Source organism: Hyphomicrobium sp., assembly GCF_035687085.1.
In the GTDB taxonomy this organism is placed as follows: domain Bacteria; phylum Pseudomonadota; class Alphaproteobacteria; order Rhizobiales; family Hyphomicrobiaceae; genus Hyphomicrobium_B.
In genome coordinates this window covers 54,990-75,417 of the sequence record NZ_DASRYS010000012.1, presented here as the reverse complement: position 1 = coordinate 75,417, position 20,428 = coordinate 54,990, and the positions used below count along the sequence as shown (strand labels likewise).

At 61.6% G+C, this 20,428-nt stretch carries 20 protein-coding genes; 11 read left to right on the top strand and 9 right to left on the bottom strand.

Annotation, left to right across the window (positions count from 1 at the left end; genetic code table 11):
- Positions 1-252: 252 nt before the first annotated feature.
- Both VFG26_RS09670 and VFG26_RS09665 read left to right on the top strand, forming a co-directional pair.
- Positions 253-501 carry a hypothetical protein gene (locus tag VFG26_RS09670; protein ID WP_325024693.1) on the top strand — a complete coding sequence of 83 codons (249 nt, stop codon included), beginning with the start codon at positions 253-255 and terminating at the stop codon, positions 499-501.
- Entirely contained in the window at positions 488-1,498 is a 1,011-nt protein-coding gene (locus VFG26_RS09665) for a hypothetical protein (RefSeq protein WP_325024691.1), read from the top strand. The genes VFG26_RS09670 and VFG26_RS09665 overlap by 14 nt, the downstream gene beginning before the upstream one ends.
- On the opposite strand, the gene VFG26_RS09660 is transcribed toward VFG26_RS09665, so the two are convergent.
- Complete coding sequence (locus VFG26_RS09660) at positions 1,477-2,232, bottom strand: helix-turn-helix transcriptional regulator (protein WP_325024689.1); 756 nt, start codon at positions 2,230-2,232, stop codon at positions 1,477-1,479. The two genes, VFG26_RS09665 and VFG26_RS09660, sit on opposite strands and share 22 nt — an antisense overlap.
- Positions 2,233-2,512: 280 nt before the next feature.
- Between VFG26_RS09660 and VFG26_RS09655 the strand changes: the two genes are divergently transcribed.
- On the top strand, positions 2,513-3,280 hold the full coding sequence (locus VFG26_RS09655) for an outer membrane protein (RefSeq protein WP_325024687.1): 768 nt from the start codon (positions 2,513-2,515) through the stop codon (positions 3,278-3,280).
- A gap of 109 nt (positions 3,281-3,389) precedes the next feature.
- Here VFG26_RS09655 and VFG26_RS09650 read toward each other — a convergent pair whose 3' ends face one another.
- Positions 3,390-3,602 carry a hypothetical protein gene (locus VFG26_RS09650; protein WP_325024685.1) on the bottom strand — a complete coding sequence of 71 codons (213 nt, stop codon included), beginning with the start codon at positions 3,600-3,602 and terminating at the stop codon, positions 3,390-3,392.
- A 150-nt stretch (positions 3,603-3,752) separates the two neighbouring features.
- Positions 3,753-4,280, bottom strand: coding sequence for an NUDIX domain-containing protein (locus VFG26_RS09645; protein ID WP_325024683.1), 528 nt, complete (start codon positions 4,278-4,280; stop codon positions 3,753-3,755).
- Between VFG26_RS09645 and VFG26_RS09640 the strand changes: the two genes are divergently transcribed.
- The 5 genes from VFG26_RS09640 to VFG26_RS09620 all read left to right on the top strand — a co-directional run bounded on the left by VFG26_RS09640 (position 4,209) and on the right by VFG26_RS09620 (position 7,412).
- Positions 4,209-4,718, top strand: a complete 510-nt coding sequence (locus tag VFG26_RS09640) for an NUDIX hydrolase (RefSeq protein WP_325024681.1) — start codon at positions 4,209-4,211, stop codon at positions 4,716-4,718. The genes VFG26_RS09645 and VFG26_RS09640 overlap by 72 nt on opposite strands.
- Before the next feature lie 11 nt (positions 4,719-4,729).
- Complete coding sequence (locus VFG26_RS09635; protein ID WP_325024680.1) at positions 4,730-5,665, top strand: DnaJ C-terminal domain-containing protein; 936 nt, start codon at positions 4,730-4,732, stop codon at positions 5,663-5,665.
- A gap of 59 nt (positions 5,666-5,724) precedes the next feature.
- Entirely contained in the window at positions 5,725-6,078 is a 354-nt protein-coding gene (locus tag VFG26_RS09630) for a chaperone modulator CbpM (RefSeq protein ID WP_325024678.1), read from the top strand.
- A 26-nt stretch (positions 6,079-6,104) separates the two neighbouring features.
- Positions 6,105-7,025 carry a PfkB family carbohydrate kinase gene (locus VFG26_RS09625; RefSeq protein WP_325024676.1) on the top strand — a complete coding sequence of 307 codons (921 nt, stop codon included), beginning with the start codon at positions 6,105-6,107 and terminating at the stop codon, positions 7,023-7,025.
- Positions 7,026-7,274: 249 nt separating this feature from the next.
- Entirely contained in the window at positions 7,275-7,412 is a 138-nt protein-coding gene (locus VFG26_RS09620; RefSeq protein WP_325024674.1) for a hypothetical protein, read from the top strand.
- A gap of 553 nt (positions 7,413-7,965) precedes the next feature.
- On the opposite strand, the gene VFG26_RS09615 is transcribed toward VFG26_RS09620, so the two are convergent.
- The 3 genes from VFG26_RS09615 to VFG26_RS09605 form a co-directional block, all read right to left on the bottom strand.
- Positions 7,966-9,927, bottom strand: coding sequence for a hypothetical protein (locus tag VFG26_RS09615; protein WP_325024673.1), 1,962 nt, complete (start codon positions 9,925-9,927; stop codon positions 7,966-7,968).
- Between the two features lie 194 nt (positions 9,928-10,121).
- A complete protein-coding gene (locus VFG26_RS09610; protein WP_325024671.1) occupies positions 10,122-10,793 on the bottom strand; it encodes a sulfite oxidase-like oxidoreductase in 672 nt (223 codons plus the stop codon).
- On the bottom strand, positions 10,790-11,809 hold the full coding sequence (locus VFG26_RS09605; protein WP_325024670.1) for an LLM class flavin-dependent oxidoreductase: 1,020 nt from the start codon (positions 11,807-11,809) through the stop codon (positions 10,790-10,792). The genes VFG26_RS09610 and VFG26_RS09605 overlap by 4 nt, the downstream gene beginning before the upstream one ends.
- 325 nt (positions 11,810-12,134) lie before the next feature.
- On the opposite strand from VFG26_RS09605, the gene VFG26_RS09600 reads away from it, so the two are divergent.
- The 3 genes from VFG26_RS09600 (at position 12,135) to VFG26_RS09590 (ending at position 16,143) form a co-directional block, all read left to right on the top strand.
- Positions 12,135-13,730 carry an MASE1 domain-containing protein gene (locus VFG26_RS09600; protein ID WP_325024668.1) on the top strand — a complete coding sequence of 532 codons (1,596 nt, stop codon included), beginning with the start codon at positions 12,135-12,137 and terminating at the stop codon, positions 13,728-13,730.
- Complete coding sequence (locus VFG26_RS09595; RefSeq protein WP_325024666.1) at positions 13,727-14,353, top strand: response regulator transcription factor; 627 nt, start codon at positions 13,727-13,729, stop codon at positions 14,351-14,353. Before VFG26_RS09600 ends, VFG26_RS09595 begins: the two co-directional genes overlap by 4 nt.
- A gap of 302 nt (positions 14,354-14,655) precedes the next feature.
- Positions 14,656-16,143, top strand: a complete 1,488-nt coding sequence (locus tag VFG26_RS09590; protein ID WP_325024664.1) for an amino acid permease — start codon at positions 14,656-14,658, stop codon at positions 16,141-16,143.
- A 99-nt stretch (positions 16,144-16,242) separates the two neighbouring features.
- Here VFG26_RS09590 and VFG26_RS09585 read toward each other — a convergent pair whose 3' ends face one another.
- The 3 genes from VFG26_RS09585 to VFG26_RS09575 are packed head-to-tail and all read right to left on the bottom strand — an operon-like array spanning position 16,243 to position 20,308.
- Entirely contained in the window at positions 16,243-17,661 is a 1,419-nt protein-coding gene (locus tag VFG26_RS09585; protein ID WP_325024662.1) for an FGGY-family carbohydrate kinase, read from the bottom strand.
- Entirely contained in the window at positions 17,661-18,929 is a 1,269-nt protein-coding gene (locus VFG26_RS09580; protein WP_325024661.1) for an NAD(P)/FAD-dependent oxidoreductase, read from the bottom strand. Before VFG26_RS09580 ends, VFG26_RS09585 begins: the two co-directional genes overlap by 1 nt.
- Positions 18,929-20,308, bottom strand: coding sequence for an NAD(P)/FAD-dependent oxidoreductase (locus VFG26_RS09575; RefSeq protein WP_325024659.1), 1,380 nt, complete (start codon positions 20,306-20,308; stop codon positions 18,929-18,931). The genes VFG26_RS09580 and VFG26_RS09575 overlap by 1 nt, the downstream gene beginning before the upstream one ends.
- Positions 20,309-20,428 lie beyond the last annotated feature (120 nt).

Here is a 20,428-nt window from a genome sequence, read left to right as displayed (position 1 = left end):
CGCGCTGGCCGGCAGATAGCGGGCGTTCCGATGCTCTCCCAAACCGGGGCGCCCGCACGGCCACAGTTTCCAGTCAACAGAATTTTAAACGTACACAGCTGCCGTCGCTCCAGCTGTTTTCAATTTGAGCAGAATTTTTGTCCCGCCACTGTCGTTCCGGTCAGGTTCCTCGCCGATCCTTCTTGGGCATTGTCTGGGCCATAGCAAAACGTGCCCGCACTCGCTGCCTTGCTTTCGTAGGAGAGGCAAAAAATGACTGACCCAATTGCGTTGAGATATCGCCGGTCCGCGCGGAGGCTTCACAGCCATCTCGCCCATCGCCAACGCCCGAACATCATCAGCCAACGCGTCTCCCGGGGTCGCGGCCGATTGAGCCATCCATATGGCGTCGCCACTGCCATTCAGCCTTTGCCGGCCCACCATCTGACAGCATCCAACAACGATCTCGATCATCTGACGACAACGCTCAACCTTTTCGATGCGGGCCATGCCGACGGCTGAGGAAAGTTCGTGTCCGGCGGCAGAAGACGGCATGGCCGGAACCATCATCGAGCACCCGGCTCTCCGGCGGCTGGCAAACATCCGCCGCGAATTCGAGCAGTCCTTACGAGCGCAAACGGCCATCGCAGCGCCGCCGTGGGAGGTCGAGACAAGCAGCGGAGCGCTGGCGCGATGGCGCTCCGAGGCAAAAGCCGCCGTCATCCGTCTTGCCGCGATCTCCCTGATCGCCGGCCTGTGGATGCTCGCGGTCCCGATCATGCTCTTTCAATGGGCTGACCAGGTTACGGCCGGCAGCAGGCCCGGCACTATTTTGGCCCTGCCGCTTCTGACGATGGCTGTGCTCGCTGCGATGGCCATGCTCGACATCAGCCGAAGGCGGACCTTGAACGGTATTGCGGCTGCGATGGAGACCAACCTCGGCGGCGCACTTCTAGCGGCTCTGATGACATCGCCACCTGGGCAGGAGAAGCGCTATGTGCATGCCCTGCGCCGCTTGCATGAGGTGCGCGTCTTCCTCTCCAGCCCGGCGATGCTGCCTCTGCTCGATGCGCCGCTGATCGTCCTTTTCTTTGCGATGATCGCTTTCATCGATCCGAGCCTCGGCGCATTCGTGTTGCTTTCGGCGGTCGTCTTGAGTGCGCCAGCCCTTAGCGGAGCGAGCGCGCTTCGGCTCGCGCATGCCCTGGTGCCGGTCGCAGTCATCAGCTGGACCGTCCACCTCGCGCTCGCCGGCACATTGAGCATGGGAATGGCAATCGCATCGGCCATCATCGCCGGCCGCGCTCTACACCACGTCAAAAGTGTGCACGCTGCCAGTAGAGCATCGGTGAAGGCGTGGGCAGCGTATGGGATGGTTCGCAGGGTGTTGGAAGCGCCCGCAACTCACGCGGCAACAGGCGCCGCATCGTCGACCATTGCGCCCAGACCGGCAGCGGCAAACGTTCTGCCGTTTGCCAAACCCAATTCGCCGAGATCTCAGATCGCGATGAGCTGTTGAGCGACCACCTTGGCAACAGCTTGCGTCGTCGTCGTGCAGTTCAGCTTTTCGCGCGCCGAATTGAGGTGGAAACGCACGGTGCGCTCGCTGATCCCGAGGATGACACTTGCTTCCCAAGCTGACTTGCCCGCAGCCACCCACCGCAGGCAATCCAATTCTCTCGCCGAAATGACGAGTGCGTCCGACGTATCGATGCCATTCCGCCGGAGCATATGACTGTGAAAATAATCGCCGAGCGTTTTGAGCTCGGCAGAGGCAGGCGGACCTTCGGCGTCAGCCGCGCCCGTTGAAGGCAGGTTGCGCGAGTAGCCCAGAATAGCAATCTCGTGCCCCCGGGTCGTCAGCTCGATCGCCGACTCCGGTGCATCGCTTGCGGCCAGGCCCTTTCCCCTTTGCATAAGCTTGATGATTTCGAGATCCGCCAATTGTGCCGCGGCAATCGGCTGAGGCGTAATCGCCTGGCTCGCGTAATCGCTGCTGAATGCACAATGCACGAACGCGCGGCTCGCTTGTCGCGGAATGTTCACGCACAAGTAGAAAAGATCAGTGAGATGATAAATCGACCGCGTCGCAGAAAGAAACGCAACGCCCTTGTCTCGCTCGACGATCGCCGCACGGTCGCGCACGATCTCCGCTAATACGCCCTTGAGCACTGTGAAAATCCAGAAGACAAAATAAGCTGCAATATCTTCTTGATTGTAGCGCTCGCCCGTGGAGTTTGCGTAAAGCGGCACCGCATCATTTGAAATTAAATGGCGCACACGGATGATTTGCCGGTGACCGCTCGTGGATCGGTAAAGCGTGGAGGTTGAGCAACGCCGCCGGGCAATGCGCGCCAGACGGCAGGTCACGCCTCGACGGGCTGGCACGAATCACATCCCTTGTCTCACGAAGCGCGAACATTGATGCGCATGCTGAATATTGCACCGCCTGAACCTTTTCATTCGATTCGCCAGACGTCCGTATTTCTCCTCGACCCGATTTTCTCAAATCAGTTTTCAGACAGGTTTTCATATGAAAATTGCCCGGCTGATACTCGCGCCCGTCCTGTGCCTTCTCGCAGCTTCGGCAGCTCACGCCGATGGCCCCGATCTGCCATGGGGCGGTCCGCCAGGGACGCCATGCGGCGGCATTTACTCAGGATTCTACATGGGTGGCATGATCGGCGGCGGCAGCATGCATTCGAAGGTATCAGGCATCGGCGGCTCGATCAGTGCCAACGACGGTGGCTTCAACATTGGAGAGTTCAGCGGCTACAATGTTCAATGTGGAGATGCGCTCATCGGTATTGAATCCGAATGGAGCTATTTCGGCGCCGATAACGACTTCGGCGCCAACGGCGAGAACTTCGGCTCGTCGATGAACTGGTTCAGCGCGCTGCGGGGCAGGGTGGGCATCATCGCCGATTACAACATTCTGCTCTTCGCCACGGGCGGGCTCGCATATTCGAACGTCGATCACGCCTTCCGAGACGATTTTGCTCCGGGCGGACCATTCCGCTGGTCTGACGATAACGTGCAGCTGGGTTGGACCGTTGGCGGCGGCTTCGAAATTTTTCTCAGGGACCATTGGACGTTCCGGGGCGATGCCCAGTTCGTCGATCTTGGAAGCCAGGACGAAACCTTCAGGTTCGGAGATTGCGGCGACGGCCCTTGCCGGGCACGCGTAACCTTCGAGGACAGCTTCTGGGTCGCGCGCGTCGGTCTGACATATCTCTTCAGCGCGACGGCTGAGCCGCCGCTACCGGGTTACTACGCCCCCGAGTACGAAAACGTGAAGTGACGCTGCCCAACGCATCTCAACGTTATGGCAGCCGAAAGAAGAAGAGCGGACGATCCCAGCGTCCGCTCTTCTTGTGTTCTGGATTGTAATCTCTTGGCCGGTGGAGCGATCAGGCCGCCGAGGCTTCGGGCATCTCAGGCTGCCACTCCCGCGACACGTCTGCAGCGCACACAAGAGCGACGATATGCGTCGTTCCGATTGCGCCGGACTTGAACAGGGCATCGACCCGCGCGGCCTCCGCCATCATGTCCGCGATTTCTTCATCCGTAAGCCGCTCGGTATAGGCCGGCGAAAGCTCGATCTTTGAATTGCACTCAGTCATGACGCCATTCAATCCCGTTTGATTGTATCGCGCTTGTCCGGTCAGCCCACGCTTCAAGTTGAACGGCGCGCATATGCTCTCGGTATCCACGAGATTTCCTAATATCGTCAGAGCTTTCGCGGCCCGCGTGCAGAATTGCTTAAAATGCGGTTAGCGTTGCGTCTTTCTGGAGCGACTCGGAATTGCAGACGGCTCGTCTGGTGCAATATCCGTTTTCTTCTCCTGCAACAGCACCTCGAGCCTGTTCAGAAATTCGACTTGGCTTTTGAGGATCTTCAGCCGTGCAGTCGCAAGCCCGAACCACTCAGCGCGATCTATTTCCGGAAAAGATTGCATCCGGCCCGAGCGTGGCGGCCATTCCATGCTGAACGTATTGCTAACGAGCGTCTCAGGATTCCAATCCGCATGGATCGCCCACGCGTGGACGTGTTTGCCGCCGGCTTGCCGGATCGAGCCCAATGCCATCGCCGGTCCCTCAGGATGAAACCCGGTCTCTTCCTCGAACTCGCGCAACGCGGCTTTGTATAAGTCTTCCCTGTCCTGAACTTCCCCTTTCGGCACCGTCCAGGAACCATCATCCTTCCTTCGCCAGTATGGACCGCCCGGATGACCAAGCAGGACTTCCAGCCCGCTCCGATCACGGTACAACAGCAGCCCGGCGCTCGTCGCAGTTTTCACGTTGCAGCTTTCGTCCTAAAAAGGAGAGCTATGCCGCTCCCTCAAACGCCCGCCCTCACTGCAGACTGCGTTGTCGTAGATCCGGACCGCGGCGTGCTGATGGTCCGGCGCAAGAATCCACCCTACAAGGGATCATTGGCGCTGCCAGGAGGATTTGTCGAAATCGGCGAAACCGTGGAGGACGCCGCGCGGCGTGAGCTGAAGGAAGAGACCGGGTTAGACGCGATCAATCTCGCGCTCATTGGTGTTTATTCCCGGCCCGATCGCGACCCCCGCGGCCACACCTGTTCTGTGGCCTTCCTGACGAGAGACGCGCAAGGAACTGCGAACGCGGGCGATGATGCCGAGGCCGTCATCTGGATAAAAGACATCGATGGCATTGAAATCGCCTTCGACCACAGGGAAATTATCACTGATGCGCTGAACCTGATCCGATGATGTGAGCCCCGATGGAATTCAAGGACTATTACAAGATCCTGGGTGTCGAGCGGAACGCGACCGAGGAGGACATCAAGCGAGCTTACCGGAAGCTCGCACGGAAATATCATCCCGATATCAACAAAGAGGCAGGCGCCGAGGCCAAGTTCAAGGAAATCGGCGAAGCTAATGACGTCCTCAGCGATCCCGAAAAGCGCGCCGCCTACGATCAGCTCGGCAAGGATTATACAGCCGGACAGCAGTTCCGCCCGCCGCCGAACTGGGATGCAGGTTTTGAATTCTCCGGCCGCTCCAGCGAGGGCGATTTCTCGGACTTCTTCGACTCGATCTTCGGCGCCGCCCGCGCCCAACGGTCCGGCCGGACGCACACGACATTCCGCATGCGCGGTGAAGATCATCACGCCAAGATCGTCATCGACCTGCAGGATGCACTCGACGGCGCCTCACGCACGATTACGCTTCGCGTTCCCGACGTCGATGACGGCGGCCATGTCCTGGTTCGCGACAAAAGCCTAACCGTGCAGATCCCTAAAGGCGTGACGGAGGGTCAGAGCATCCGCCTGCAAGGGCAAGGTTCTCCCGGCATGGGTGGCGGCCCGGCAGGTGACCTCTATCTCGAAATCCGCTTCAGGCCGCACCCCCTTTACCGGGTTGTCGGCAAGGACCTTTATCTCGATCTGCCGGTTGCCCCCTGGGAGGCAGCTCTCGGCGCGAGCGTGAAGATGCCGACGCCATCGGGCGCGATCATGCTGAAGATACCGCCCGGTTCCGCGCACGGCCGCGAACTGCGCGTCAGGGGACGGGGCATTCCCGCCTCGCCACCAGGCGACCTCTACGCCGTTCTGAAGATCGTCTGGCCGCCCGCGACCGACGAGAAGGCGCGGGCGATCTACGAGCAAATGGCGAAAGAACTCCCCTTCGACCCCCGTGCCGGACTCGGAACGTGAGGCTTGGGACGTGAAACTTGAAACGTGAAACTTGAAACATGGCGCTTGGAGTTTGAGCGATGACGAATGAAGAGCGCGAGCCCATGCCCGCGGAAATGATTGGCTCGGCAGCGGTCTATTCGCTCCAAGAACTCAGCCAAAGTTGCGAAGTCGAAACCTCGTTTGTCTCAGCACTGGTGGCCGAGGGCATCATCGAGCCGCAGGGAAGCGGCCCGTCCGAATGGAAGTTCTCGAGCCTCAGCGTCGTTCGCACCGCCAAGGCCAAACGTTTTGATCGGGACTTAGGGCTGAACCCCGCGGGTATCGCGCTGGTCCTCGATCTTCTGAACGAGATCGAGCACCTGCAAGCCCGCTTGAGCGTCCTTGCGAATGCGAAAAGCTCCCTTGCCGAGCGGAGCGTCAATCGCTCCTGAACAGTGGCCAACGGCGCGCGGAGCTCATGTCCGGAAAGCACATCATCGCGGTCGGCCATGCGGCGCTTGATTACGTCTACCGCATCGAGGCATTTCCAACTTCGCCGACCAAGGTCCGCGCGCTGGAGCATGTCGCAAGCGGTGGTGGCATGGCGGCCAACGCCGCATCCGCCATCGCACGGCTGGGCGGCGACGTGGCGCTCTGGGCGCGCATTGGTGATGATCCCTCCGGCAGCATAATTCGCCAGCAGCTGGAGGCAGCTGGTGTCGGCACAGCCCACGTCCGCACGTGCCGCGGCGTCTCCTCCGCGACCGCCGCCGTCATCGTCGATGCGCGCGGCGAGCGTCTCGTCATCAGCGAGGATGATCATGACTTTCCGCTGCCCGCCGATTGGCTTCCAATTGATGACGTCAGGCTTGCGAAGGCTGTCTTGAGCGATCTCACCTGGCTCGAAGGAACGCTTGCCGCATTCACTGCTGCGCGCAGTCACGCGATCCCGACCGTCCTTGATGTCGACCTGAACAGCGGCCAGCTGCTTGCGAAGGTTCTCCCGCTCGCCGATTACGCGATCTTCTCCGCGCCGGCTTTCAGGTTGTTCGTGAAGGGAGAGAGCGACGAGGCGCGTCTGGAGGCTCTCCTTCAGTCGGGAATTCGCCATGCCGGCGTAACGAAGGGCGCGGAGGGCTATCTCTGGATGAACCGCGCTGGCGAGCGAGGCCGCGAACCCGCGTTTCCTGTCAACGTCGTAGACACGACCGGCGCAGGCGATGCCTTCCACGGCGCCTTCACCTGGGCCGTTGCCGAGGGTCTGAAAGACGCCGATTGCGCGCGCATCGCATCCGCCGTTGCTGCCATGAGCTGCCGGGGTCTTGGCGCCCGCGCGGGTCTGCCGGCAAGAGACGACGTGAGCCGATTCTTGGCCGGCATGGCCGCAGGCACCTTTTGAAACGGTCAATTTTCCGTGTGCGGCGCGGCATGGCGGAAGCTCGCAATAGCCGCAACTTCTGCTCAGCATTCACGCGCAAGCGGATGAGATGACTACGCAAACTGCCAATTCGCACGGTGCAAATTTGCTGCGCTCTTCTTTGTGCAGCGCGGCGATGAGCGTAAAAAAAACGCCCGCTCACGCAGAGATCAATAGCTTTTTGCGATCGATAGGCGTTTCATCGCAGAACAATAACAACGGGGAAGCGAAATGCCCGATTCAGCCTACACGATGATTTTCGCAGTCGAAGCTCTTCTTGTATTTGGCGCCATCGGAACGGGCTTGGTGGTCTTTCTCACCAACCGTAATCATCGCCCCGCGCGAAAAGTCGTGGCGCGCAACGACTAGCAGCACGGTTTATCCCACGGGCAGAAAACGCTCCCATCGGCGCTAGCCCCGCCGAGAGAAACTGCGCACCCATCCAGCTTGCAAAATTAGCGCGAACGGCACGCTCGCGGCCAAATGCATTTTGCGATTTTTGGCAAAATATCTGCACGCGGATCGTTGGCTGAAGCTGGCGCAGCGAGATCACAAAAATTTTTGTTTTGCGCTCCCTGCGCCTTCCCGCAAAAGGGCTGATCACCGCATGGGAATTTTTCCATGCGTTCCCCACGACATCGGGCTTAGATGTTCGCAGATGTCTTGAAGAGGCGGATGGGTTCTTCTCTTTTTGCGACTTATCGTTTGATATATTTTCAGCCGCATGGCCTCTATGAAATCGCGCAAATAGGAGGTACACTGCTCTTATATTGCAGCAAACATTTTTTCCTTACGTATTAATTTTATAAATCTTCGAACTTGACCCTAACGGCACGGCAACATTGCCGTCCCCCCGTTGGGGTCTTTTCATTTTCCGGCAATGTCGACATTTATTCGAAACTAATTACATTGCCGATTGTCGTCATTCGCCGCGAGCAGGGCGGCGACGGTCATGAAACCAGGATCGATACTCGGCCATCCGGGTCCGCTGCGCCGAAGGTGCGCGCCGCTTGCATGTCGCCGCTTCATCGCTCTTCTCCGGCGCACCCCAACGAAGCTCAACGCAGTCGTTGACATTGTAGGCCATCTCAAGATCGGCCGCGCGATCGACGATGTCCTTCATGGCGAGCGTCCAGGGCGAGCCGTCGCTGCGCGGATATGAAAACTTCCGCGATGCAAGCTCAGAAGCGAGCGTGCTTTCCAATTCCACTTTGACCTGTTCCGGCGACTTGTCCTTCGGCATCGCGTACCGGTCGGCGCGCCGAACCACACGATCGGGAAACCCTCGCACGACATCGATAGCGATCAGCAAGCGCAGATCCCGCGATGGCGTCGCATAGTCTTCCCAAGCGCCCGTCGTCTCGAAAATCGACGAGCCCGCCGGCATGGCAACCTCCGCGCCGCCTTTGACTTGATACTTGCGTCCATTCTCAACCGACGTCACGCGTGTTTTGATCTGCTCTTCAAGTGCTGTAATCGTTTCTCGCATCGCCCGCATCGGATCGAGCGCCTCCGGCGACATCACATCGTCCATGCGATCGTAGAAGTCTTCAACGCTCAGTTTTGCTTGCTCGAGAGAGAAGTCGCCGTATTCAGCGCTTTTCGAGATCTCCGCGTTGGTAAGCCGCCGTAAGCCGCCCTTCGCGTCGGCCATGATCGGTCGGAAGCGCTTGAAACCAGGGCTTCCCAAAGACGGATTTTGCGCAAAGAGGAAGTTGCCGCGCCAAAAGCGCTTTCGCGCCACGGTTCCATCGGGCTGGCCATCTACCGCCAAGAACACGCCGGCAGAATCAGGCGTCTGAGCAATGCGCTTTACGAGCACCAGAACGTGCCCATAGGGGTCGGCGTAGATTGTCCCCGGCCGCAGCGTCTCGGCCTTGAGTGGAACGGGATAGTAATCGGTATTATCGTCCTCTGCCGCTGTGCGGGCGGATCCAGAATGCACGCCGTTGGCGACCGTCGTACGCAGGTAATAGCCAAAGCCCGGCACCAAGCCCTGCGGGCGCGACGACGTCTTCGCGGACGCCGCTGGTGCCGCTGTCGCGCCAAATGCGGCTAGGATGGACGTGGATCCGCCGGACTCATCTTTGGTTGAAGAGGGGACCTCCTCACGTTGAATGTTGAACCACTGCGGGCAACGCGGTGCCTTTCCGCTACCGCCGCGAGAGCATTTCGAATATCCGAATGGAAGACCGAGCTTGAACGCGAAATACGCGCGGAGAAAATAAGGCAGGTCGGCACAATCCGGCTTTATGACGAGCTTTTTCTCGTCCTCTCCCAATCCCAAATGGTTGAAAAGGAAATTGCGCGATTTATCCCGCAGCACTTCATGTAATGCGGGCCAGGAGAGTTCCTGATCGATTGGCGCATCGAAAAGTTTTTCAATCCACGCGGAATAGAGGTCTTCGTTTTCACGATTCCATTGTGCTCGTAATGGCCATACCGATTTACCCGTGGCGCGAACGGGCGTCGACGCGGTGCGGGCCACGGCAATCTCGCGCGTGATGTTCGCGCAATCCTGGCCGCTCCCATCGTGCGTGAGCTTCGCGCGCCACGTCCCTGCGGCGGGAGCTGCAACCTCCGCAAACCAGAAATAAGGTGGCCCACCGTGCCGATCACGCGAGGTGACGGCGACCGCACCATCGGGCGAGGTGAGCGTCAGTTCTGCGCTGATTGGGTGCTCGGATGTGAAAACCACACGCAGCGGCGCCCCCTTCCACGGCGCAGCCGGCGAGGCGAGCATCGAGAAGCCAATCTCTCCTTCACACTTTTCTGCGGCCTCGTTTGCGTACGCACCGTCGGCGCGGAAGGTGAGAGAAAAACAGGCAGCAGCGAGCAGCAAAGCTGCCGCCGCGACGCCGGAAAAACGCCGATGGGGAACCAAGTTCACCCCCCTTATTTTTGAAAAAGCCCGCGATTCATCTCGACACTAGCGTGAGTGCTTCGCCGAAACGATGGCAAGAATGACCAGCTTACTACTGGAGTTAAAGGCGCTACGCGCCGCCTCTCAGCTCGGGAGCAGAAAGATCAATCGCACCGGTATGTTAACGGATCGACCGCGCGGCCAGGCGCATTATCTCAATCGTCCGAGTAGCGCTGTTCAAGCCAGGGATCGGCGCGGTTGTGATAGCCGTTGACCTCCCAGAAGCCCGGCGCATCGCGCGTCGTGAACTCGATCCGCTTCAACCACTTGGCGCTTTTCCAGAAGTAGAGATGCGGCACGACGAGGCGAGCCGGTCCGCCGTGCTCCCGTGTTAGTGGCTTGCCGTCCCAAGTGTGCGCGACGATAGCGTCCTCAGCAGCAAAGTCTTCCAGCGTGATATTCGTCGTGTAGCGATCGTAGCTGTGGAGGATGACGAAATGGGCGTCCGCCTTTGGCATGACGAGATCGAGCAGATCTCGCGTGGCGACCCCTGTCCAGCGGTTGTCGTACCGCGACCAGCTCGTAACGCAGTGAATATCCGAGATCTTGGCGCTTTGAGGCTCGGCCTGAAACGCCGCCCAGTCGAGGGTCACGGGATTCTCGACCGCGCCGTCGATCTGAAGGGCCCAGTCCTTGAGATCAATCGCTGGCTGATCGCCAAGATCGAGTACCGGCCAATCGCGGGTGAGATGCTGGCCCGGCGGCAGCCGCTCGGATTCGGGTCGCGCCGTCCGTCCGGTCAGAAAGCGCCCTTCGCGCGCCCAGCGTTGCTTCGTACGCGTAAGCTTGCTGGCTTCCGGCGGCGGTTCATTTTCCTCGCTGCTCAATGGCATGTCTCCGTCGGCGCGGATGCGCGCGAGATAGCCGCGTTCGCGGCGGCGATGAGTTCGAACGATCGCAGCCGCGCGCTGTGATTGTAGACGTCGGAGACGATCATAAGCTCGTCCGCGCCTGTTTCGTCAACGAGCGCCGCAATCCCGGCGCCGACCGTTTCCGGCGAACCGATGATGGAGCGCTGAAGCATTTGCATCGCCGGCACTTTTTCCCGCGGTGACCAATAGGTCTCGATATCGTCGATCGGCGGATGACTTAAGCCGCGCGCACCGCGGAAAATATCCGCAAAAGACATCTGCTGCGTCGTCCACAAGCGGCGCGCCTGTGCGTCGGTTTCGGCAGCTATAATGTTGACGCCGACCATCGCGTACGGACGATCAAGCTGTTCCGAGGGTTTGAAACGGCTGCGGTAAACTTCCAGCGCCGGCAGCAGATCAGCTGGGGCGAAATGCGAAGCGAACGCATAAGGAAGGCCGAGTTCCGCCGCCAAATGGGCGCCAAACGTGCTCGAGCCCAAAATCCAAAGCGGCACCTTAGTTCCAGCTGCCGGGACGGCCTGCACGCGCTGCCCCGGAGCTGCCGGCTCGAAATAGGCCTGCAACTCGAGCACATCCTGCGGGAACGTGTCGGACGCCGCGGGCGATCGCCTCAGCGCCTGCACGGTGATCTGATCCGTGCCGGGTGCACGGCCGAGGCCAAGGTCGATGCGCCCTGGAAATAGCCGCGCCAGCGTTCCGAACTGCTCCGCGATAATGAGCGGCGCGTGGTTAGGAAGCATGATCCCGCCCGCGCCGACACGAATGGTCTTCGAGCCGGCAGCGATATGCGCAATCGCGATCGAAGTCGCCGCACTCGCGATGCCGGGCATGTTGTGGTGCTCTGCAACCCAGAACCGCCGGTAATTCCAGCGTTCCGCGTGCGCGGCAAGATCGCGGGCATTGTCGAGTGCGCCACGCGCGTCCGTCTCTTCGGTGATGCGAACGAGGTCGAGGATGGACAGTGAAACCATTGCGCCTCCTGAGGTGGCCCATTCATGTAGGCACGGTTCTGCTCAATGTCATTGGCGCGGCGTCTAAAGGACTGGAATGCCTCAGCAAACGAACGCCGCGTGACCCGCTTTGCATCCCGCAATTCTGTTTAGGCCGGCGATTGGCACGCCTGCCCTTATGCTCTCTGGGTACCGACAGAGTGGTGAGCAGCCTGACGTAATTCTGTGCATGGGCTTGGGTGGTGAATCGGGAGCAGTCGAACTAGAGTAGAAATACGAGATTGCAATCGACTCCCCTCTTGGACGCGCCATGCTGCAAGCGCTTTCAACGAATGCGTTACCTGCGATGCCGGCCCCGAGATATCTCGTCCCGGGCCTCGTCTATCTCGCCGCCTACCTCGCGCTCGACTGGTTGAGTTTCGTCGATCCGCTCGGCGCATACGGCGTCACCCCATGGAACCCGACCACCGGCGTGAGCATCGCGCTGGTCCTGGCCTTCGGCAGGGCGTTCATTCCGTGGCTCTTCATCGCGCCGTTCCTCGCCGACGAACTGTTGCGCCAATCGCCTCTGCCGCTGCCGGCCGAAATTGCCGTCGCCGGAACCTTGGGTGCAACCTATGCGGCGGCCACCTGGCTGCTGACGCGACCGGGCGGCAAGTTCTCGCCCAGCCTTCAGACGAGGCAGGATCTATTGTGGCTCCTGGGAACGGCAGCGGTCGCCGCGCTGGTCGCCTCGATTGGCTGCGTGCTGCAACTCTCAGCGATGTCCATCATCGCCACCGAGCAAATTCCCCGGAGGATTCTGGAATGGTGGGTCGGCGACATGATCGGCATCGCCGTGATGACGCCCTTTCTCGTCCTGCTCTTTTCCGGCCGCCGCATGTTCCCGCGGACCCCGGAATTGCTGCTGCCCTTTCTGCTCCTGTTCGGCGCGCTCTACCTGATCTTCGGCATGGCGAGCACGGACCGTTCCCAGCTGTTCTACCTCCTCTTTCTACCCGTGATCTGGATCGCGGTACGTTTCGGGCTCGAAGCGGTTACCGGCGCGCTGGTGGTGACCCAGGTCCTTTTGATCGCAAGCATTCAGCTCACGGGCCACGGCACAATCGGCATTACGGCGTTGCAAGCACTTATGCTCGTCATCGCGCTGACGGGCTCGATTGTCGGCATGCTGGTAACCGAGCAGCGCAACACCCAGCGGGAACTTTGGCTGCATCGCGAGGCGCTTGCGCGCGCATCCCGCGCCGGCACACTTGGTGCCATGGCGGCGGCCCTAGCGCACGAAATCAACCAGCCCCTGGCGGCCATCGCGAACTATGCCCGCGCCGGAAGGCTCTCACTAAACCGCGATCCTGTCGACCAAGCGGCCCTCGCGCGCTCCAACGATCAGATCATCGAGCAGGTCGATCGCGCCGTGGCAGTGACCCGTTGGCTCCGGGATTTCGTTGGTCAGGGAACGTCCCGGATGGAGGCGGTCACTGTTGAGGAACTCATCCGCAGGCCCGAACTCGTTTGCCGCGCGGAGCTTGGCGAGAACGGCATCCGCGTGGAAACGCGCCTCTCCGGCGATCTTCCCCCCGTCTTGGTCGATCGGCTCCAAATCGAGCAGGTGATCGCCAATCTTCTGAAGAATGCCGCCGAGGCGATTGCCGCGACCACCCGAAAGGGACGGATTGAGATCCGGGCGACCCAGGAGAATGCGGCATTCGTCACCATTTCGATTTCTGACGACGGACCAGGCTTTGAACCCGTTCTGCTGCAGCGCCCGATCGCACCCTTCACGACGACCAAGCCGGACGGTATGGGCTTGGGATTGTCGCTCAGCCGGTCGATCATCGAATCGCATGGCGGCCGGTTGACGCTCGGCGGCGATGGGGCTGGCGCCCGGGTGGCATTTACGCTCCCCGTCGCAGCCGGTCGCGAGTTGGGGGCTTCGCCATGAAAATCGCGCTCATTGACGACGATGTCGCCGTTCTCGAGTCCCTCAGTCAGTTTCTGACGGCCGCCGGACTTGATTCAGCGCCCTTTTCCTCGGCCGAGGCCTTCCTGGCCAATGGTCTCGATAAGGACATCGGCTGCGTCGTATCGGACGTACGCCTTCCCAATATGACGGGCATCGAGCTGCACCGCGAAATCGCCCGGCGCTCTCCCGGCCTCCCTGTAATTCTGATCACCGGGCAGGGGGATATCGCCATGGCCGTCGCCGCAGTCCAGGCCGGTGCCTTCGACTTCATAGAGAAGCCGTTCACTGATGACCGCATTATCACAAGCGTCCGCAACGCGATCGCAGCCGGCGCCCGGAACCGGGCCGATGCGGACCTGCGTGCGGAATTCACCGGCCGTATCGCCGAACTGTCGCCCCGCCAGAAGCAGGTCATGGACCTTCTGGTCGTCGGCCTCTCCAACAAGGAGATCGCTCTCAGGCTGGGCTTGAGCACCCGCACGGTCGAGAACTATCGTGCCTGGGTCATGGAGAGGATGCGCACGCGCAACCTCGCGGAACTGGTCAGGCTCGCCACTTGGCTCGAAGGCCGCGAAATCGAATTTCACGGAACGGCCCGCTGAAGCCATCCCGCACGGCAAGCCGCGGGAATGTGTATTTCTACTCTAGTATCTTGCCTCTCCTATCGTTGGAATCACCGTGGTGCAAAGCTACGGCCGGCTGCGATCGGCCGAATGCCGGTGGCGCAAGGGAATGGCATGCAGGGGAAGCGCATGCACATAGGCTTCGACGGGATGAGCCTAGCGGTTTCGCATTTCTGCGATCAGCACGTTTTGCGTTCCGCATTTGTCGGTCGGCATCTGTCCTCCGATCTCGGCTCCCGTCACCCATCCAGCGCCGGCAAATCCTTCGAGGGGAGAACTTTATGGAAGAGCAGAGTACGTCTGGCGTCAGCTACGAAAAAGTAGGTGACGATTACTTTAAGGCCCGTGGCCTGCAACGCTATGCAGGCATCTGGTCACTGTGGGCGCTCGGCGTCGGCGCCGTGATCTCGGGTCACTTCTCGGGCTGGAACTTCGGTTTCGGAACCGGCGGCTGGGGCGGCATGCTGGTGGCGGGCGGTATCATCGCCGTCATGTATCTGGGCCTCGTCTTCTCCATCGCAGAAATGAGCCCGGCGCTGCCGCACACCGGCGCCGCCTACTCGTTCGCACGTTCTTCGATGGGACCTTGGGGCGGTTTCATCACCGGCCTTTGCGAAAACGTCGAATACGTCGTCACGCCGACGGTCGTCTGCTTCTTCATCGGCGCGTATCTCAACGGCATTCTTGAAACGGCGGGGATAGGTGCCCAACCAGAGCCACTCCTATGGATAGGAACGTTCATCGTCTTCCTGGCGCTGAACATCTTCGGCGTCGCGCTGTCGTTCCGGGTCACTCTGATCGTCACGCTACTGTCGCTCGCCATTCTGGTGGTGTTCTGGATCAGCGCCATCCCGAACATGGACTTCAGCCGCTGGGCTCTCAACATCGCGCCCGATGGCACGGAGCTGCCCGAGGGCAACGGCCCGTTCTTCCCGTTCGGCTGGGAAGGCGTGCTCAAAACGCTGCCCTTCGCCGTCTGGCTGTTCCTCGCAATCGAGCAGCTGCCGCTCGCAGCTGAAGAGTCCGTCGATCCCAAGCGCGATATGCCCAAGGGTATCATCCTCGGCATGTGCACGCTGATGATCTCGGCCTTCATGATCGTGCTGCTCAATCCGTCGGTCGCGGGCGTCGGCACGTTCAAGCTCTCGACGTCGGCCGAGCCACTGCTCGATGGCTTCCGGGCGATCTACGGCAGCGGCGCCGTCGTCCTTTTGGGCGTCGTCGCCCTGACCGGCCTGATCGCGAGCTTCCATACCATCCTCTACGCGATGGGACGGCAGGTCTACTCGTTGAGCCGCGCCGGCTATTTCCCGACGGCCCTGTCGATCACAGGCCACAAGTTGAAGACGCCGTATGTGGCGATGATCTCCGGCGCACTGCTCGGGCTCGTCATCATGACGATCGTCTACTTCATCAACAAGGACCAGATCGGCACCACCCTGCTCAACATGGCCGTCTTCGGCGCCATGTGCTCCTACATTTTGCAGGCCGTGTCGTTCATTCTCCTGCGGATCAACATGCCTCACATCGAGCGGCCGTATCGCAGCCCGCTGGGCATTCCTGGCGCCGTTCTGACGATCGTGATCGCGACCGTGACACTCTACTTCCAGCTCGGCGATAGCGCCTATCAGCAGGGCATCTACGGCGTCATGGCATGGTTTGCGATCGGCATTCTGTACTTCGCCGTGATCGGCCGGCACAAACTCATCCTCTCGCCTGAGGAAGAGTTCGCGCTGTCCAAGGGTCAGGCTGAATACAAGACGCACTGAGCCACAGTTTCGAACGACAAAAGCCATCGCGACGCTCATGCGCCGCGGTGGTTTTTTCATTTCTGACAGCTGCGAGCGAGTGGACCCGCGGATCGCTGGTTAAAGAACCCGCCAGCCCTTGGCGCGCGAAACGGCCTCGCTGAAGCGCGCCCGCATCTGAGCCCGATCGCAGGCGCGCGGTGTGAACCTGCGCGACACCGCTGCCGGCTCCGGCAGTACGACCCGCGACCCAAGCGCCGCAAGAGACGCTGTGCCGAAGGCGGTGCGCTCATCGAAGCTCGACGCCACGACATCGCGTCCGATCATGTCGGCGAGGAACTGTGCGAAATACCGGCTGCGCGCGAGCCCGCCGTCGATCGCAATCGAGCCCCCAACCGCAACATGCGCGTCCATCGCGTCGATCACGTCGGCCGCGCTGAGCGCGATGCCTTCGAGCAAAGCCTGGCAGAGATCGGCCCGCGTCGTCGCCGCCGACATCCCGAGAAACAACGAGGCGGCGGACCGGTCCCAGTGCGGACACGCGAGGCCCGACAGCGCCGGCACGAAAACGATGCCGCGCGCAATCGCAGACGGCCCCTCGAACCAGTCGAGATCGGCGACGAGGTCGGTAACGATGCCGATGCGGCGCGCCCACTCGACCGCGGAACCCGCATCGTACACTCCGCCGTCGAGCGCATACGTCATGCGGCCGCCGATCGACCACGCGACCGTCGGCAGCAAGCCCTTGTCCGGCGCGCGCGCGATCTCGTCGCCAGTGACGGCGAGCGCGAATGCACCCGTGCCGAATGTAATCTTCACGTCGCCGGGCTTGCGGCACCCATGGCCGAAGAGAGCCGCCTGCTGATCGACGACCGCCGCCCGAACCGGCACGCCGTTGATGCGGCCATAATCCGCGACCGTCGGCATGATCTCAGGCAGGCAGGCGAGGGGGACACCGAAGAGGCGGCAGAGTTCCTCGTCCCATTGTCCCGTTTCCAAATTCATGAGGGAGGTCCGCGATGCCGTCGTGACGTCGGTGGCGAAAGTGCCCGTCAAGCGGTCGAGAAAAAACGCATCCGTCGTGCCGAGCCGTAGGTAGCCGCCATCCAGCGCCGCCTTCGCTTCCGGAATATTGCCGATGATCCACGCGAGCTTCGATGCCGAGAAATATGCATCGAGCGGCAACGCGGCGCGCTCTAGCGTCAACGCCTCGCCGCCGGCTTCCTTCAACTGCGCGACCACATCCGCGGTGCGGTTGTCCTGCCAGACTATGACCGGTGAGAGAGCGGCGCCCGTTCGCGCATCCCACGCAAGGCAACTCTCGCCCTGATTGTCGATCCCGATCGCGTCGACTGGCCCCGCCGCTTCGAGACACCGCTGGATATTGGCCAGCAGCTCTTCGGGATCGTGCTCCACCCATCCGGGCTGCCGATGGCTCTGCCGGTGCGTGATGGCGCATGCGATGTGGGCCTTGCCCGCGCTGTCGGCAACGAGGACGCGCGTCGACGTCGTGCCTTGATCGATAGCCGCAACGCGCATCAGGCGCCGCCCTGGGGCTTGCTGGCTTGTATGCCATCAAAGCTGAAGGTGACGTCGGCGTTGGCGCTACGAAGCGCGTTGCGGGGCGCCAAAATCCGGCGCTCAGGTCCCGTTCTCATCGTCTGCGTGTGAACCTTCTCGCTTCCGCTGCGTGCAACCAATGCGCCCGAAATATCGTCGCTCGCGCGCAATTGGATATGCGGTAAACCGCCTTCGCTCGGCACGAACCGTTGCGGAACGACATAGCGCACGCCGTCTCCCGCAATAATCCGAATTGCGTTCTCCGCTGATGGCAGCCAACCGAAAAGATCGGCCCCGACAAAATCGGCTACACGCACGCCCTCTTGCCACGACCACCCGGCCGTCTCGACGGGATGGAGCACATTGCCGGCTGCGAATATGCGAGCATCGCTCGTGCGCCCGAACTGATCGATCGTCGGGCCGCCCGTCCCGGTGTCGATCTCGAGCCCCGCCGCGCGCGCGAGCGACGCCTCGGGCCGGAAGCGCCCGGTGAAGAGCACGCCGTCGCATTCGACGTCTTCCGACGTGCCGTCGGCACGCGCCAGCGTCACCGCTTCGACGCGCTGCCGTCCCTTGATGTCGGCAATCGTTGTCCCGTAGCGCACCGGCACTCCCAGTAGACGCGGCAAAGCCATGAACGGCCTCCGCGTCGTCGGCCGCTCGCGTTCTTCGATCATCGCGACGGGCTGCGCGCCGATCTTGCGGCATGTCAGCAGGCTGGACAGGGCAACGAGTTCCGTTCCCGCGATGACCGGCCTGCGAAACGGCGCGAGATGTTTAAGATAGGCGTAGGCCTGCAGCGCGCCCGTGTTGAGAATGCCGAGCGGCCGGTCGCCGGTCACGAGCCGCGCCGAACGCGGCGTCTCGCGCACGCCCGTGGCGATGATAATGCGCTTGGCCGAAATGCGAACGGGGCCGTCACTCGTCGCGCAAACCGCCACCAGCCTCTCGCCGCGTTCGATTGCAACGACGCTGTGCCCGAGCGCGAATTCGACACCAGCGCGCTTGGCAACCTTCACCAGACGCCGGGCATATTTCGGGCCCGTCATCACGCGCCCGAATTCCCGCATCCCGAACGGCGGATGTCCGCAGTGGCGCGGAACGCCGCCTGCTTCCAGTTCGCGATCGGCGACGATGACGCCCGCAAGACCTAAGCGCTTCAGTCGAGTCGCCGCCGCAAGCCCGGCAGGTCCCCCGCCGATGACGAGCGCGTCGGCGCTCTTTGCGCGTTCGAGGAGCGTAGCCATCACGCAGCGTCCCCGGCGGCCAGCGGCGATTGGAATTGTCCGGCCGTGAGTTCGGCAACCCGCGCGTTGCAGTAAAAGCCCTGGCACCGCCCCATCCCGCACCGGGTTCTCCGGCGCAGCCCGCCGTAATCGCCCGGCGGCAACGGCCCAGCTAGAGCGTTTTGAATTTCCCGCAACGTCACCATTTCGCAATGGCAGACGATTTCGCCGTAGCCGGGCGATTGCCAGTCCCGCGCGGCGTGCTCCGCGAGATTGGGCATGCGCGGCGCGATGGGCGGCATGACGGGGGCATGGCTCCGGCCCATCTCTTCGTAAAGCTTGTAAACGTGCTGTGCGATGCCGAGCGATGCCGTCATGCCCGTGGAACGAATGCCGCCGACGGTGATCCAGTTGCGGCCGGCATGCGTAGAGATTCGATAGTGCTTGTCTTCCGTCGCCGGCCGTAAACCCGCATATGTGGCTGTCACGTCCACGCGCGATAATCCCGGCAGCATCTCCACCGCTTTCGCGATAAGTTCGCGAAGCGTGCTGCTTTCGACCGTTGCCCGATCTCTGTCCTCTTGCTCTTCGGCCGTCGGTCCGACGAGCAAATTTCCAAAGGCGGTGCGCGTCAGTACAACGCCCTTGGTGCGCGCCGTCGGAACCGGCAGCACGATCGTTGTGAGAAGCGACGCGGCCGCCTTGTCGAAGACGACGAACTGCCCCTTGCGCGGCTTGATCTGAAACGACGTGGCGCCGAGCAGCTTTTCATCCAGCCGGTCGCCGTAAAGCCCCGCACAGTTGATGACGGTGCGTGCCCGCCAATCCCCCTTGCTCGTGCGAAGCGTCCAGGCGTCGCCGTCGAAACTGCCGCCCAGCACCTCCGCCCCGAACACGATCTCGGCGCCGTGCGCCTGAGCCTGCAGAAGATACGCGAGGAACGGTGACCAGGGATCGATGACGTGCTCGCCCGGAACGAGCAGCGCACCAAGCGCTCGCGGAGATAGATGGGGCTCGCGCTTGCGAATCTCCGCCACCGTCAACCGGCGCACATCACTGACGCCATTCTCGTGCGCCTGCGCCTCGATGTGGTCGAGTGCATCCTTCTCGGCCTCCGACCAGGCAACGACCATGGCGCCTGTCTCGAGCAGCGGAAGATTGAAGCTGTCGCGGATCTCTAGGTACTCGGCGTACCCGGCCTGCATGCAGGCAAGCTCGATGCTGCCAGGAGGCGCGTCGAAGCCGGTGTGCAGGATTGCGCTGTTGGCCTTGCTCGCGCCCGAGAGCAGATCGGTGCCGCGTTCCAAAAGAACGACCTTGGCGCCCTCGAGGGTGAAGCGCCGCGCCATAGCGCAGCCTACCGCGCCTGCGCCAACGATCGCGACGTCTGCGACCGGCATTTGTTTTTCCTTCGGGCGTCAGCCCCGGCTGGCCCATGGCTGGGATGGAAAGACCGGGCGGAAGCGGTGTTCGATGGAGGCCCCCGCAGCCGCGCCGCTGTTTATTTTAACGACGCAATG